Below are 14,386 nucleotides of genomic sequence, written 5' to 3' on the forward strand. Positions count from 1 at the left end.
TGCAATTGGCAGGCCAGTGCGCAGATTCATGGGATGATCACGACCCTGCATGCCCGACTCGCGGCAATCCTCCTGTTTACGGCGGTTTTGGCCCTGTCAGGCGCGGGAGCAAGTTTCGCCCAGGGCATCCAGTTGCCCCATGCGGCGGTTCGTACCGCCCTGATTCAGGGCAGCGAGAACGAGATCGGCCTGCAGGTGAAACTCGGTCCGGGCTGGAAATTCTACTGGCGCACGCCCGGCGAGGGCGGCGTGCCGGCCCAGTTCGACTGGAGCGGTTCGGAGAACCTGGCCGCCGCCGACATTGCCTGGCCCGCGCCGCGACGCATCGCCATCGGGCAGGCCGATCTTTATGGCTATACGGATGAAGTGGTGCTGCCGATCCGGCTGAAGCCCGCGGTGGCCGGCGAGACCATTGATGTGCATCTGACCCTGGAATATGGCGTGTGCAAGGATATCTGCATCCTGCGTACCGACCGGATGCAGCATCGTGCCGGCATACGGCCGACATCCGCCGATCTCGCCCAGCTGGCGAAATGGCGCGCACGGGTGCCGCAGCCAGCCCAGGCGGCCGGCCTGCAACTGATAGCGATAAAGCGACTGCCCGATGCCCTGGTCGTCACGCTGCAGAGCGCCGCGCCATTCCATAATCCGGACCTGTTCGTCGAAGCCGGAACCGAGCATTGGTTCGGTCGCCCGGACGTGTCGTTCAGCCCCGATCGCCGCGAAGCAAAATTCAGGCTGGCAACGGCGCCGACCGAGAGCGTGAGCCAGCCCCTGCGGCTGACCCTGGTGGACCAGGCGCTGGCCGCCGAGATGGTGCTCAAGCCCTGAACTGGCAGTGTTGTCGACAGGGCATTGTTATGGCCTTGTCACCGGATGGGGCTTGTTTCCGGCGTCGCACCGGACCATTTTATTCCGGCCGTTCCTGCGGCGCTGGGCATTCCGTTAAACAATACCCCCCTAAACAACAGACGATAACGAGGAAACCATGACCATCAAGGTTGGCGACCGCATTCCCGAAGCAACGCTGTATGTGATGTCGGACCAGGGTCCGCAGGCCGTCAAGGCGAGCGAATTCTTCAAGGGCAAGAAGGTTGCGCTGTTCGCCCTGCCGGGCGCCTTCACCCCGACCTGCTCGGCCAAGCACCTGCCGGGCTTCATCGAGAAATACGACGACCTGAAGAAGAAGGGCGTCGAGACCATTGCCTGCCTGTCGGTCAACGACGCCTTCGTGATGGGTGCCTGGGGCAAGGCGCAGAATACGGGCGACAAGGTGGTGATGCTGGCCGATGGTTCGGGCGAACTGACCAAGGCGATCGGCATGGAGTTCGATCTGTCCGCGCGCGGCCTCGGCCTGCGCTCGCAGCGCTATTCCATGCTGGTCGACGACGGCGTGGTGAAGCAGCTCAACCTAGAAAAGCCCGGCGCTTTCGAAGTGTCGGATGCCAACACCCTGCTCGGCCAGATCTGAGAACCGGATTGCAAACCAAAAGCCGGCCCTTGCGGGCCGGCTTTTTTATTTTCCGGCAGCGCTGCCGGCGATTTCCGTGGCCGCCGCGCGCGCCAGGACGTCAACGCGCTCGTTCTCGACATGGCCGTCATGGCCGCGCACCCAGTGCCAGTCCACCTGGTGCGGCGCCATGGCGGTTTCCATGCGTTGCCACAGGTCGACATTCTTCACCGGCTTGCGGTCGGCAGTTTTCCAGCCGCGCGCCTTCCAGCTGCGCAGCCATTTGGTGACGCCGTCGATCACATAGCGGCTGTCGGCATAAACCGCGACATGGCAGGGGCGTTTCAGCGCCTCCAGCCCCATGATCGCCGCCATCATCTCCATACGGTTGTTGGTGGTGGCCGGTTCTCCGCCGCTCAGTTCCTTTTCGGTGCCGTTGAACCGCAGCAAGGCGGCCCAGCCGCCGGGGCCGGGATTGCCCAGGCAGGCGCCATCGGTGAAGATTTCGACGTTTTCCTCGGCCATGGCCTCAGCGCTCGATGCCATAGGCCGAAGCGCCCAGAACCTGACGGTGAAATTTCAGCTTCTTCCAGTATTCCAGCGGGTCTTTCGGCTTGACCAGCGCGCCCGGCACCTGGTTGAGCCAGTCGTATAAACGCGTCAGCAGGAAACGCAGCGCCGCACCGCGCGCAAACAGCGGCAGGCTGTGTACCTCGCCATCGGTCAGCGGCCGCACGCTTTCGTAGCCGTTCAGGAAGGCCTTTGCCTTGGTGACGTTGAAGGCGCCATCGGCCTCGAAGCACCAGGCATTCAGGCAGATCGCGATTTCGTAAGCGAAATAGTCGTTGCAGGCGAAATAGAAATCGATGAAGCCGCTGAAGCGCTCGGCCAGGAAAAAGACATTGTCGGGAAACAGATCGGCATGGATCACGCCATGGGGCAGCGGCCGGTCGCCGGCGCGATCCGGCGCATCGGGCCAGGCCGCTTTCAGGCCATCGAATTCACGCAGGATTTCCTGTGCCAGTCCGGGCTGCACGCTGTCGGCATTGGCCTGGCAGTCGGCCACCAGCCTGGCCCAGCCGTCCACGCTCAGGGCGTTGACGCGCTGCATGGGGAAGTCGCGGCCGGCCAGATGCAGTTTTGCCGTGGCGGCGCCCAGTTCCTGGCAATGGCGGGCATTGGGTTTGCGCGGCCAGACACCTTTCAGGAAGCTGATGATGGCGCAGGGACGGCCGGCCACCTCGTTCAGCGTATTGCCGTCGCGATCATGGATCGCGGTCGGGCAGGCCAGGCCCTTGGCGGCCAGATGGTTCATCAGGTCGAGGAAATAGGGCAGGTCGTCGCGTTTCACCCGGCGCTCGTAGAGCGTGAGGATGTAGGTATCCTTCTCGGTGACCAGCAAATAATTGGAATTCTCGACGCCTTCCGCGATGCCTTTGCAGGAAACCGGCGCTCCGAGGTCGTAGCGGGCCAGCAGGCCGGCCAGCTGGTCGTCGTCGATTTCGGTGTAGACAGCCATGGAGCGGGATCAGGCGGCAGGGATTTCGAGGGCGGCGGGCAGCTTGAACTGCACGGATTCGGTGGCGGTTTCGATTTCGCGCATGCTGACATCAAAGCGCTGGCGGAAGGCATCGATCACTTCCTCGACCAGCACTTCCGGGGCGCTGGCGCCTGCGGTGATGCCGACGCTGCGGATGCCCTCCAGTGCGGTCCAGTCGATATCGGCGGCCCGCTGCACCAGCAGGGCCTGTTTGCAGCCGGCACGTTTGGCCACTTCCACCAGACGCAACGAGTTGGAGGAATTCGGCGCGCCGATCACCAGCACCGCCTCGCAATCGCTGGCAATCGCCTTCACCGCGGCCTGGCGGTTGGTGGTGGCGTAGCAGATGTCTTCCTTTTTCGGCCCTTCGATCTGCGGGAAGCGTCGGCGCAGGGCCGCGATGATCTCGGCCGTATCATCCACCGAAAGCGTGGTCTGGGTGATATAGGCCAGCGGCTCGTCGGACGTGACGGATAGATGCCCGACATCGGCCACCGTCTCGATCAGCAGCACGGCACCGGCCGGCAGCTGCCCCATGGTACCGATCACTTCGGGATGGCCGGCATGGCCGATCAGCACGATGCGGCGGCCTTCGCGGTGATGGCGTTCGGCCTCGCGATGCACCTTGCTGACCAGCGGGCAGGTGGCATCGAGATAGGAGAGGGCGCGGGCCTCGGCGTCGGCCGGCACCGATTTCGGCACGCCATGGGCCGAAAACACCACATGGGCACCCGGCGGCACCTCGTCCAGCTCGTCGACGAAGACGGCGCCCTTGGCAGCCAGGCTGTCGACCACGAAGCGGTTATGCACGATTTCGTGGCGCACATAGACCGGTGCCCCGAAACGTTCCAGCGCCCGCTCCACGATCTGGATCGCCCGATCCACGCCGGCGCAGAAGCCGCGCGGTGCGGCCAGCACAAGGGTGATCGGGGGGCGGGGGGCAGGGTTCATCACGATCGGGCCTTAAATCAGCCTTTGCAGATCAACGGGTTGCGGCCAGGTTGCGCGGGCCAGTCGCTTGTCTGGGGCGGGACCCTCTTCTATACAGAAGGGGCCCTGAAACTGCCGGGCAAGCTAGTACACTCGTCGCGCGAAGGAAAGGCTGCCATAACCGGTTGGCCACTGTCCCGAGCGTGCATCCCGACCGGTGAGCGCTGAATCATGACCCTGCGTTTTTCCCGCCTGACGACGTTATCCGTGCTGGCCGTGCTGATCTCGGCCGGGTTGCTGGCGGGTTGCAGCACCAAGCGGCCCAACCTGCCGCCCTGCCCGCGGGTCGGCATCCTTGGCGATGCACAGAAGGCGACCCAGTTCCGCGACGGTCCCGGCCGCGACCTGACCGATGTGACCTTCGAGACCCAGCTGCTCGACTATAACGGCGAGTGCAAATACGAAGACAAGCAGAGCGCGGTGGTGGTGACCTTCGTGCTGCAGGTGGCTGCCACCCTGGGGCCGGCCGCCACTACTCCGGAGGCGCAGGTGCCGTATTTTGTCGCCATCGTCGACAAGCAGCAGAACGTGCTCTCGCGTGAGCGCTTTGTCGCCCGCGTGCCCTTCCGCGAGGGCCGTCGTCGCGTGGTGGTGGCCGAGGAACTGGAACAGCGGATTCCGCTGGCCGACCGACGCACCAGCGATATCGAAATCCTGATCGGCCTGGAAATGCCGCGCGACCAGCTGGAGAAGAACCGTCTGCAGCGCGGCTTCTGACCGGCCTTTCCGCATGGAGCGATTGCGTCGTCCCTTGCCTGGCCTGACGGTGGCGATCACCGTCGCGCTGGCGGTTGGGTTCATCGCCGACCATTACGGCGGCCCGCCCTTCCTGCTGGCCCTGCTGCTGGGCATGGCCTTCAATTTCCTCAGTGCCGATGCCCGCGTGCGCCCCGGTATCGACCTGGCCGCGCGCAGCGTGTTGCGCATCGGCGTGGCCCTGCTGGGCATCCGCATCACATTCGATCGGATCGCCGATCTTGGCCCGGTTCCCGTATTGCTGGCGATTTGCGGCGTGGCAGTGGCGCTTGGCAGCGGCCTCCTGCTGGCGCGGCTGGCCGGGCGATCTGCAGCGGAGGGCGTGTTGTCCGGCGGTGCCGTCGGCATCTGCGGCGCTTCGGCGGCGATGGCGATTTCCGCCGCCCTGCCGCGTTCGCCGCAATCCGAACGCCTGACCCTGCTGACCGTGATCGGCGTGACGGCGCTCTCCACGCTGGCGATGATCGTCTATCCGCTGCTGGCCAAGACCTTGGGGCTGGATGAAACCGCCGCCGGTGTGTTGTTCGGCGCCACCATCCACGATGTGGCCCAGGTGCTGGGCGCCGGTCTGACCGTGTCGCCCCAGGCCGGCGATGTGGCGACTTTCGTCAAGCTGGTGCGCGTGGCCTGCCTGCTGCCGGTCGTGGTGATGGTCGGCTGGGCTTTCCGTCGCGCAGGCGAAGGCCAGGCGACACAGAGTCAGCCCCTGCTGCCGCATTTCCTGATCGGCTTCGTGGCGCTGGTCGTTCTGGGCAGCGTGGTGAACCTGCCGGCGCTGGTGGTAAACGGCGTTTCGGAAGTATCGCGCTGGTGCCTGCTGGTGGCGATCTCGGCGCTGGGCGTGAAGACCTCGTTCGCCGAACTCTTTGCCCTGGGCTGGAAGCCGCTGGTGCTGATCCTGGCCGAGACGGTGATCCTGCTCGGCTTCGTGCTCCTGGGCCTGCTGGTCCTGCTCTAGGCGCGGGCTTTCGCCCAGCCCTCGGCCCAGTCATTCAGCGCCAGCAGCGTGGGCATCAGCGCCCGCGCCGGAGCAGTCAGGGCATAACCCTCGCCTTCGTGATCCAGCAATCCCCCCTCGCGCAGATCTTTCAGCCGCTGCTGCAGCACGCTGGGCGAGATGTCGCCGCAGGCGGCCTGCAGGGCGCGGAAGGTCAGGGGGCTGTCCCGCAATTCCCACAGCACGCGCAGGCTCCAGCGCCGGCCCAGCAGGTCCAGCACGGCCATGATCGGCCGGCCGGTGGTGGAACCGCGGACAGGCTGGCGGGACGAAGGGGACATGCGGACCTCTTGCGGGGGCTTGCGCTACGAATTTCGTAGCATTATGTTGCTACTGAATTCGTAGCATACTGGAGAGCCTTCCGCCATGCCCCGCCTCAATCCCCTGGCGCCGCCCTATTCCCCCGAAGTCGCCGCCGCCCTGGCCCAGATGCCGGCCGACATCGCCCTGTTCCGCACGGTAGCCCATAACCCGCGCGTGCTGACACGCTGGAAGGAGGGTGGGCTACTCGACAGGGGTTCGATCACCCTGCGGCAGCGCGAGCTGGTAATCCTGCGCACCACGGCCCTGCTGAAGGCGGAATACGAATGGGGTGTGCATGTCTCCTTTTTTGCCGCCAAGGCCGGTTTCACGCCGGCCGAAATCGCCGCCACGGTGCATGGTCAGGCCAGCGACTGGCAGGGCGATGAAGCCATGCTGATCCGGCTGGTGGGGGCGCTGGTGCACAATGCCAGTATCGACGATGCCCTGTGGAGCGAGGCCAGCGCTTATTTCGATGCGGGGCAGATGGTGGAGATCATCTCGCTGGCGGGCTTTTACCACATGGTCTCGTTCATGGTGAACGCGACCGGCGTGGCACGGGAACCCGGCGCGGCTGTTTTTCCCTCGCGGACCGAGGCGGCTGCGGCTCAGTAGGCGAGTGCGCAGCCGTCCTTGCGCGGGTCCGAGCCAGCCTGCAGCACGCCATTGACGCGGTCGATCATGATGACCTGGCCGCCGCCATGGGGCATTTCGGCCATCTTGATTTCGTGGCCCAGCGCGGCGAGGCCTTTGAGCACGTCCTCGCGGATGCCGCGCTCCGCTTCGAAGCGGTTCATCTGATAGAAGCCGCGGGCGCAGTCGATGGCTTCCTGCACATTCATGCCGAAATCGAGGATGTTGGTCAGTACATGCGACTGGCCGACCGGCTGGAAGCCGCCGCCCATCACGCCGAAGCACAGCCAGGGCTTGCCATCCTTCATCGCCATGGCGGGGATGATGGTATGCAGCGGCCGTTTATGCGGAGCCACGCAGTTCGGATGCGCCGGATCGACGCGGAAACCGGCACCGCGATTCTGCAGCAGCACGCCGGTCTTCGGGCTGCTCAGGCCCGTGCCGTATGGCCAGAACAGCGAGTTGATGAAGGAGCAGGCATTACCCTTGTCGTCCACCACACTGATGTAGACGGTGTCGCGATAGGTGGTGCCGCCGGCAGCGCCCAGTACCGGCATGGCCTTCTTCAGGTCGATGCGGCCGCGCAGCTCGTCGGCGAAGCTTGCGGACAGAATCTTTTCCACCGGCACCTCGGCGAAGGCCGGATCGGCCACGTAGGCATCGCGTGCCTGGAAAGCCAGCCGCGTGGCTTCTGCCTCGATGTGGAAACGTTCGATGCCGACCGGATCGTATTTGCTCAGATCGAAGCCGCTCAGGATATTGAGCATCAGCAGGGTGGTGATGCCGACGCCGTTGGGCGGAATCTCCAGCAGTTCGACGTCGCGATAACTCGTGCTGATCGGATCGACCCAGAAGGCTTCCTGGGTGGCGAAATCCTCCAGCGCATGGGTGCCGCCCAGGCCGCGCAGATACTCCACCATGTCCTCGGCGACCCAGCCGGTATAGAAGCCGTCGCGGCCCCGGGCAGCGATTTCCCGGAAGACCTTGGCATGTTCGGGCTGGCGGAACACCTCGCCGGCCTTCGGCGGGCGGCCGTCCTTCAGCCACATGCGCGCCGTGTTGGCATCTGCCTTCAGCTTGGCCTCGTTGCGGCCCCAGTCGGTGGCGACGCGTTCGGTGACCGGAAAGCCTTCCTCGGCATGGCGGATGGCGGGCTGCAGCAGCTCGGCCAGCGGCATGCTGCCGAAGCGGGCATTCAGCTTGCTCCAGGCGTCGACGGCGCCGGGAATGGTGACGGCATGTACCGAGGTGAGGTCGATCTGCTTGATGCCCTGCTTCAGCAGATGGTCGGCGCTCAGGCCCTTGGGCGCCCGGCCGGAGCCATTCAGCCCATAAACCCTGCCGCCGGCGCGCAGGTCGGTACCGGCCGGCGCATAGAGAACGAAATTGTCGCCGCCGATGCCGGTCGAGCCCGGCTCGACCACGCATTGCACGGCGCAGGCGGCGATCGCGGCATCGGTCGCGTTGCCGCCGCGGCGCAGGATTTCCATCGCGGTCTGCGTCGCCAGCGTATGCGAGGTGGCGGCGGCGCCGTGGCGGCCCATCACGACGGAACGGCCGGGCAGTTGCAGATCGCGCATCGGAATAGTCCTGGACTCTGTTGTGGTGGCAAAAGCCTACACCAGGGTCATCCGCATGCGACAGAGTTTGCGCTCAGACTTCGTCGCCCATTTCACGTCTAGATTTCATCCCGTCGTGCACGCTGCTTGGCGAAGGCATCGGCGGCCCGTGCCTCTTCGCGTTCGCGGCTGCGCAATTGGTACCATTGGTCCCGGCCGGCTTCGTACTGCACCGGCCATGCCGTGCCGCGCCAATCGTAGTCGGCTGCAGCATGCAGGGTGAAATACGGATCGGCCAGATGCGGCCGGGCCAGGGCGCAGAGATCGGCGCGGCCGGAGGCGACGATGGTGTTGACCTGGTCGGCCGAGGTGATGGCGCCAACCGCGATGGTGGCGATGCCAGCTTCCTGGCGGATCGCATCGGAAAACGGCGTCTGGAACATGCGGCCATATTGCGGCCTGGCCTCGGTCGAGGTCTGTCCGGCCGATACATCGACCAGGTCGCAGCCATGGGCTTTCAGCATCTTCGCAATCGCAACGGAATCCTCGACGCTCAGGCCGCGTTCGGGTACCCAGTCGACGGCCGAGATGCGCACCGACATCGGCCGGTCCTGCGGCCAGACGGCGCGCATGGCGTCAAACACCTCCAGCGGAAAGCGCATGCGGTTTTCCAGGCTGCCGCCATACTCATCCGTGCGGGTGTTGCTGAGCGGCGAGATGAAGTTCGACAGCAGATAGCCATGGGCCATATGCAGTTCGACCAGATCGAAGCCGGCATCGATGGCAAGTTTCGTCGACTGCACGAAATCGTCGCGCACATGGTCCATGTCGGCGCGGGTCATGGCTTTCGGCGCAGGCCCATCGGGCAGATAGGGGATGGCCGAGGCCGACAGGATCGGCCAAGCCTGATCAGGCGGCAGAGGCCGGTCATAGCCGCCGGCCCAGGGCAGGCAGGTGGCGCCCTTGCGGCCGGCATGGGCCAGCTGGATGCCGATTTTGCCCCGGCTGTGCCCGTGGACAAAATCGGTGATGCGTCGCCAGGCCTTTGCCTGTTCCGCATTCCACAATCCGGTGCAGCCCGGCGTGATGCGGGCCTCGGGCGCGATGTCGGTCATCTCGGTCAGGATCAGGCCGGCGCCGCCGATGGCGCGGCTGCCCAGATGCACCAGCGTCCAGTCGTTGGGAATGCCATTTTCGGCCGAGTATTGACACATCGGCGAGACCACCACGCGGTTCTCCAGCGTCAGGCCGCGCAGACGGAAGGGGGTGAACATCGGCGGCGGCGGATTGGCGCCGGCGGGCAGGGAAGTGCCCGCCTCGCGCGCGGCCTTTTCGGCGAACCAGCGGTCGATCTGGGCGATGAAGCCGGGATCGCGCAGACGCAGGTTGTCATAGGTCACGCGCTTGGAGCGCGACAGCAGGCTGAGCGCCAGCTGGATCGGCTCGAAGCCGCGATAGCGCTCCGTGTGTTCGAACCATTCCAGCGAGACCTGGGCGGCATGCTGCAGGATCGAGACTTCGGTGAGGCGCGCATCCTCGAAGGCCTTCAATGCGGTGGGCAGATCCGGATGGCCGGCATGCAGGGCGCGGTTCAGCGCAATCGCATCTTCCATCGCCAGCTTGGTGCCCGAACCGATCGAGAAATGCGCCGTATGAACGGCATCGCCGATGATCACGACATTGTCATGGACCCAGCGCTCGCATTTGATGGTGGGGAAGGTGCGCCAGATCGAGCGGTTGCTGAGCAGCCGGTGGCCTTTCAGGTGCTTCGCAAACAGGGCTTCGCAATAAGCGATGGTGTCGGCTTCGCTGGCATTGTCGAGGCCGGCGCGCCGCCAGGTTTCTTCCGTCGTCTCCACGATGAAGGTCGAGAGGCCTTCCTCGAAGCGATAGGCATGCACCTGGAACAGGCCATGCTGGTTGGCTTCGAAAATGAAGGTGAAGGTATCGAGTGGCAGGCTCGTGCCAAGCCAGACGAATTTGTTGCGCCGCCAGTCCATGGCAGGGCGGAAGCGGTCTTTCCAGGTTTCGCGCACCTGGCTGTTGATGCCATCGGCGCCGATCAGCAGGTCGCAGTCCCGGCGCAGGGTTTCGAAATCCTTCAGTTCCGTACCGAATTCCAGCCGGATGCCTTCGGCGGCACAGCGGGCCTGCAGGATCTGCAGCAGGCGTTTGCGCGACAGGCCGCAGAAACCATGTCCGCCGGAACGGATGGTCTCGCCGCCGGCCACCACATCGATTTCGGTCCAGTAGGCGAAGTTCTGGCGGATCGCCTCGTAGGTACCGGCATCCTCGGCCAGGAACTGGTTCAGCGTCTCGTCGGAAAAGACGACGCCGAAACCGAACGTATCGTCCGGCTGGTTGCGTTCGTAGATCGTTATCTCGTGGCGGTTGTCCGCCTTTTTCATGAGCAGGGCGAGGTAAAGGCCAGCCGGTCCGCCGCCGACGATCGTGACGCGCATGGGTTCTCCCCCGTCTGATTGGCGGCGCAGCCGGTATGGGGCCGCCAGAGATCTTCGCGGAGATATTTTATATTTAAAATATATTCCGGCAAGCCGGAAGGTTGCCGCGATCAGCGCGCTCGGAAGGCCGTGATGCCGAAGCCGGTCAGGGCAAACCCGAGGAAGATTTTCGCCAATGCCGCCGGCGGAACCGGCAGGAAGCCGAGGTAGCGGTAACGCGCCAGTTCGGCCAGGGCCATGGCCAGGGTCGCCAGCAGCAGCCAGCGGCCGGGAACCGGCCGGTAGCGCAGACCGATCAGGGCCGCCAGCAGCAGGATCCCCAGCACGATCATCGGCAGGGGCAGCATTCCTATCGGCAGGCGGTCTGCCGCTACGGCAATCAGGATGGCGAGGCCGATACCGGTGAACAGCGTCATGCGTTTGCTGCCCGGCGGGACGATCAGGCTGAACACGGCGCCCAAGGCCAGACCGACCAGGCCGAGGCTGGAAGCGAGGTAGCGCAGATCGCCTTCCAGCCCGGCGAAAGCCGACCATCCCATGGCGGAGGCGAATTCAGCAGCGGCCACAGCCAGGTACAGGACGGCTCCGGTGCCCCAGAACAGGGCGGCCGGCAGAGGGCTGCGACTGACCATGACGAGGCAGGCGATGCCACCGGCCAGATAGACGGCGTGGGCGATCAAGGCGATATCAGGCATGGCGGCACTATGCCCGGCGGCATTGCCGTTCGGCAAGCCGAGCAGGAGCATATGGTGTAGGCAGGGTGGCCGCGCGAGGGGTGGGATCAGGGGCCGGAATCAGGCTAAAAATTCACCCTGAAACGAGACTTTCTGCGGGGTTGACGCCTGACTGGGGCGGGGCTATAACCCCCGCCTCGATTTACGCCGCAAGGCAATAGCAACTATCGGAAATCACAAGCTATGGCTCAGCACAAGTCCGCGGAGAAGCGCGCCCGCCAGACCAAGAAGCGCACGGCCGTCAACCGCGCGCGGCGCAGCAAGGTCCGTACCGCCGTAAAGAAGCTCGAAACGGCGATTGCCACCGGCGACAAGACCGCGGCTGCTGCTGCGCTGAAGGAAGCGCAGCCGGCCCTCGACAAGGGCGTGACCAAGGGTGCGGTGAAGTCGCGCACCGCTTCACGCAAGCTGTCGCGTCTGAACGCCCGCGTCAAAGCTATGGCTTGATCTGTCGCCGCGCGATGTCCGCGCGGGGCTGACAGGTATCGGTTCAAAAACATCGCCCGTCTGGTGACAGCGGGCGATGTTTTTTTATGCGACTGCGAAGAGCTTCATCGCCTGTCTGCCTCGTTCGCGAACGTTTTCATCGAGGCGATTAGTCCGTGCGCTATACGCCCACGGCGACAATGCGCCGCTACAAGTTCCAATTCTGCAACAAGGAAAAATTTTTTTCGGGGAGTCTTCATCTGTCTGCTTGCGTGGCCACGGCGATTTCCCTTTAATGCCCTTGCTGCCGCGCGACGAAGGGGATTGAAGATGCCCCGTGAAGCGCAAGAAAGCGCTCCGCGAACTGGGCGGACGACCTTCGGACAAGCGGCGGCGCGCGTGACGGACAAGATAGATTTTTAAACAATAAACGTGGCGCGAGGTTGGGGATGTTGGCTTCGGTGATGGCGGGGGACGAGGACTATGCAGGTGATGTCACGACTACCGAAGCCTGGAACCAGCTTGCGAACGATCCTGACTCACTATTGATCGACGTCCGAACCCAACCGGAATGGAGCTTCGTCGGTGCGCCGGATCTCGGCAAACTTGGCAAGCGTCCTCTTTTTGTATCCTGGCAAGTGTATCCTGAAATGAGCGTCAACCCGCGTTTTGCTGATGAATTGCGTGCCCAGGGCGTCCGGCCCGGGCAGGCGCTGTTCTTCCTCTGCCGCTCTGGCGCTCGCTCGCGGGCAGCGGCGAAAGCCATGACGGCGGCGGGTTTCGCACCTTGTTACAATGTTGCCGGCGGTTTCGAGGGCGACCTCGATGCCGAGAAACATCGCGGACGATTGGGCGGCTGGAAGGCTGCTGGTCTCGGCTGGATCCAGAGCTGAGGCCCGCCATGGTCAAGTCGTCCCACCCACAGCCGCACTCTGTCTCCATGCCTGAAGATCCGACGCTGGATGCTTGCGGTGGCCTGCCGAATGGCGAGCCGCTCGACGTGCAGTGGCAGCGCGTTCGCGCCCGCCTGCGGGTGTCTTTTGGCGATGCCGCCTTCAATTCCTGGCTCAAGCCCCTGGCCCTGGCCGATGAGGGCCTGGCCGAGGACGGCGACATCCATCTCGCCGTGCCGACCCGTTTCATGCGCGACTGGGTCGCCAATCATTACAGCGAACGCCTGCGCGAAATCTGGCGGCTGGAAAATGCCGCCGTGCGCCGCGTGGTGATCCATGTGCGTCCGACCGGTGCCATCCAGGCATCGCAGGGCAAGTCGATGGCGGCTGCCGGTATCTCCATCGGCGAGCAGCCGAAGTCGGCGCCGCTGGCCCGGCCGACGGTGACGCGCACCCCGTCCACCCTGCCGACCCTCCAGGTGCGCGACATGGACGATATCGAGCGCGAATTGTCCGCGCCGCTCGATCCGCGCTTCACCTTCGACAGCTTCATCACCGGCAAGTCCAACGAGCTGGCCCGCGCCGCGGCCCTGCGCGTGGCCGAAAGCCCGACCGTGACCTACAACCCGCTGTTCCTGTATGGCGGCGTGGGCCTGGGCAAGACCCATCTGATGCATGCCATCGGCTGGCATATCCGCCAGCGCTTCCCCGAGCGCCGTGTGGTCTACCTCTCGGCCGAGAAGTTCATGTACCAGTTCATCCGGGCCCTGCGTTTCAAGGACACGATGGCCTTCAAGGAGCAGTTCCGCTCCGTCGACGTGCTGATGATCGACGACATCCAGTTCATCGCCGGCAAGGAAAGCACCCAGGAAGAGTTCTTCCATACCTTCAACGCGCTGTGCGACCAGAACCGCCAGATCATCGTCTCGGGCGACCGCTCGCCGTCGGATCTGGAAGGCATCGAGGAACGCATGCGCTCGCGCCTGGGCTGGGGCCTGGTCGCCGACATCCATCCGACCGATTTCGAGCTGCGCCTCTCCATCCTGCAGGCCAAGGCCGAGAAGAACGGCCTGACCAACATTCCGCAGGATGTGCTGGAATTCCTCGCCCGCCGCATCACGTCGAATGTGCGCGAGCTGGAAGGCGCGCTGAACCGCATCTCGGCCTATGCCAGCCTCGTCGGCAAGCCGGTCACCGTCACCTCGGCGCAGGAAGTGCTGCAGGACCTGCTGCGCGCCAACGACCGCAAGGTGACGATCGAGGAAATCCAGAAGCGCGTCGCCGAGCATTATTCGATCCGCTTCGCCGACATGCATTCGCCGCGTCGTGCCCGCGCCGTGGCCCGTCCGCGGCAGGTGGCGATGTATCTGGCCAAGCAGCTCACCTCGCGGTCCTTACCCGAAATCGGGCGCAAATTCGGCGGCCGCGACCACACCACGGTGATGCATGCCGTGCGCAAGATCGAGGAGCTGCGCGAGATCGATGCCGCCTTTGCGGAAGACATCGATTTGCTGCGCCGCAAACTAGAAAGCTGATATTTTTATAATATCCAGTAAAATCAATCATTTAATTTGTATTTGAGGCCGCCGCAAGGCGGCCTCTTCGCATATGCAAAAACGGTGCGGAACCGGGCCAAATCCCTCGCG

Annotated in this window: 15 protein-coding genes; 8 read left to right on the forward strand and 7 right to left on the reverse strand. The window is 64.5% G+C overall.

Annotated features, from left to right (window positions below):
• Positions 1-33: 33 nt before the first annotated feature.
• On the forward strand, positions 34-831 hold the full coding sequence (locus ACK4FJ_RS12080) for a protein-disulfide reductase DsbD domain-containing protein (RefSeq protein ID WP_409766786.1): 798 nt from the start codon (positions 34-36) through the stop codon (positions 829-831).
• A gap of 157 nt (positions 832-988) precedes the next feature.
• The gene (locus ACK4FJ_RS12085; protein ID WP_409766788.1) at positions 989-1,471 is read left to right on the forward strand and encodes a peroxiredoxin; all 483 of its coding nucleotides are present in this window, start codon (positions 989-991) and stop codon (positions 1,469-1,471) included.
• Between the two features lie 45 nt (positions 1,472-1,516).
• Here ACK4FJ_RS12085 and rnhA read toward each other — a convergent pair whose 3' ends face one another.
• Genes rnhA through ispH form a run of 3 tightly spaced genes read right to left on the reverse strand, consistent with a single transcriptional unit; the run spans position 1,517 to position 3,941 of the window.
• Entirely contained in the window at positions 1,517-1,996 is a 480-nt protein-coding gene (rnhA, locus tag ACK4FJ_RS12090; RefSeq protein WP_409766790.1) for a ribonuclease HI, read from the reverse strand.
• Positions 1,980-2,969, reverse strand: coding sequence for a homoserine kinase (locus ACK4FJ_RS12095; protein WP_409766792.1), 990 nt, complete (start codon positions 2,967-2,969; stop codon positions 1,980-1,982). The genes rnhA and ACK4FJ_RS12095 overlap by 17 nt, the downstream gene beginning before the upstream one ends.
• A 9-nt stretch (positions 2,970-2,978) precedes the next feature.
• On the reverse strand, positions 2,979-3,941 hold the full coding sequence (ispH, locus tag ACK4FJ_RS12100; protein ID WP_409766794.1) for a 4-hydroxy-3-methylbut-2-enyl diphosphate reductase: 963 nt from the start codon (positions 3,939-3,941) through the stop codon (positions 2,979-2,981).
• Between the two features lie 210 nt (positions 3,942-4,151).
• On the opposite strand from ispH, the gene ACK4FJ_RS12105 reads away from it, so the two are divergent.
• Positions 4,152-4,697, forward strand: coding sequence for a hypothetical protein (locus tag ACK4FJ_RS12105; protein ID WP_409766796.1), 546 nt, complete (start codon positions 4,152-4,154; stop codon positions 4,695-4,697).
• A gap of 13 nt (positions 4,698-4,710) precedes the next feature.
• The gene (locus tag ACK4FJ_RS12110) at positions 4,711-5,694 is read left to right on the forward strand and encodes a YeiH family protein (RefSeq protein WP_409766798.1); all 984 of its coding nucleotides are present in this window, start codon (positions 4,711-4,713) and stop codon (positions 5,692-5,694) included.
• Here ACK4FJ_RS12110 and ACK4FJ_RS12115 read toward each other — a convergent pair.
• A complete protein-coding gene (locus ACK4FJ_RS12115) occupies positions 5,691-6,014 on the reverse strand; it encodes a winged helix-turn-helix transcriptional regulator (RefSeq protein ID WP_409766800.1) in 324 nt (107 codons plus the stop codon). The genes ACK4FJ_RS12110 and ACK4FJ_RS12115 overlap by 4 nt on opposite strands.
• Positions 6,015-6,099: 85 nt before the next feature.
• Between ACK4FJ_RS12115 and ACK4FJ_RS12120 the strand changes: the two genes are divergently transcribed.
• Positions 6,100-6,648: a carboxymuconolactone decarboxylase family protein gene (locus ACK4FJ_RS12120; RefSeq protein WP_409766802.1), complete on the forward strand. Its 549-nt coding sequence runs from the start codon at positions 6,100-6,102 to the stop codon at positions 6,646-6,648.
• On the opposite strand, the gene ggt is transcribed toward ACK4FJ_RS12120, so the two are convergent.
• The 3 genes from ggt to ACK4FJ_RS12135 all read right to left on the reverse strand — a co-directional run bounded on the left by ggt (position 6,642) and on the right by ACK4FJ_RS12135 (position 11,433).
• Positions 6,642-8,246, reverse strand: coding sequence for a gamma-glutamyltransferase (gene ggt / locus ACK4FJ_RS12125; RefSeq protein WP_409766804.1), 1,605 nt, complete (start codon positions 8,244-8,246; stop codon positions 6,642-6,644). The two genes, ACK4FJ_RS12120 and ggt, sit on opposite strands and share 7 nt — an antisense overlap.
• 98 nt (positions 8,247-8,344) lie before the next feature.
• A complete protein-coding gene (locus ACK4FJ_RS12130) occupies positions 8,345-10,687 on the reverse strand; it encodes a bifunctional salicylyl-CoA 5-hydroxylase/oxidoreductase (protein WP_409766806.1) in 2,343 nt (780 codons plus the stop codon).
• Between the two features lie 110 nt (positions 10,688-10,797).
• A complete protein-coding gene (locus tag ACK4FJ_RS12135; protein ID WP_409766808.1) occupies positions 10,798-11,433 on the reverse strand; it encodes a hypothetical protein in 636 nt (211 codons plus the stop codon).
• A 171-nt stretch (positions 11,434-11,604) separates the two neighbouring features.
• Here ACK4FJ_RS12135 and rpsT point away from each other — a divergent pair, with 171 nt between their 5' ends.
• From rpsT to dnaA, 3 genes are all read left to right on the forward strand, one after another.
• On the forward strand, positions 11,605-11,868 hold the full coding sequence (gene rpsT, locus ACK4FJ_RS12140; RefSeq protein ID WP_409766810.1) for a 30S ribosomal protein S20: 264 nt from the start codon (positions 11,605-11,607) through the stop codon (positions 11,866-11,868).
• Positions 11,869-12,296: 428 nt separating this feature from the next.
• The gene (locus ACK4FJ_RS12145) at positions 12,297-12,740 is read left to right on the forward strand and encodes a rhodanese-like domain-containing protein (RefSeq protein ID WP_409766812.1); all 444 of its coding nucleotides are present in this window, start codon (positions 12,297-12,299) and stop codon (positions 12,738-12,740) included.
• Between the two features lie 47 nt (positions 12,741-12,787).
• Positions 12,788-14,275, forward strand: coding sequence for a chromosomal replication initiator protein DnaA (gene dnaA, locus ACK4FJ_RS12150; RefSeq protein ID WP_409766814.1), 1,488 nt, complete (start codon positions 12,788-12,790; stop codon positions 14,273-14,275).
• Positions 14,276-14,386 lie beyond the last annotated feature (111 nt).

This window comes from Ferrovibrio sp., assembly GCF_046297595.1.
Lineage (GTDB): Bacteria > Pseudomonadota > Alphaproteobacteria > Ferrovibrionales > Ferrovibrionaceae > Ferrovibrio.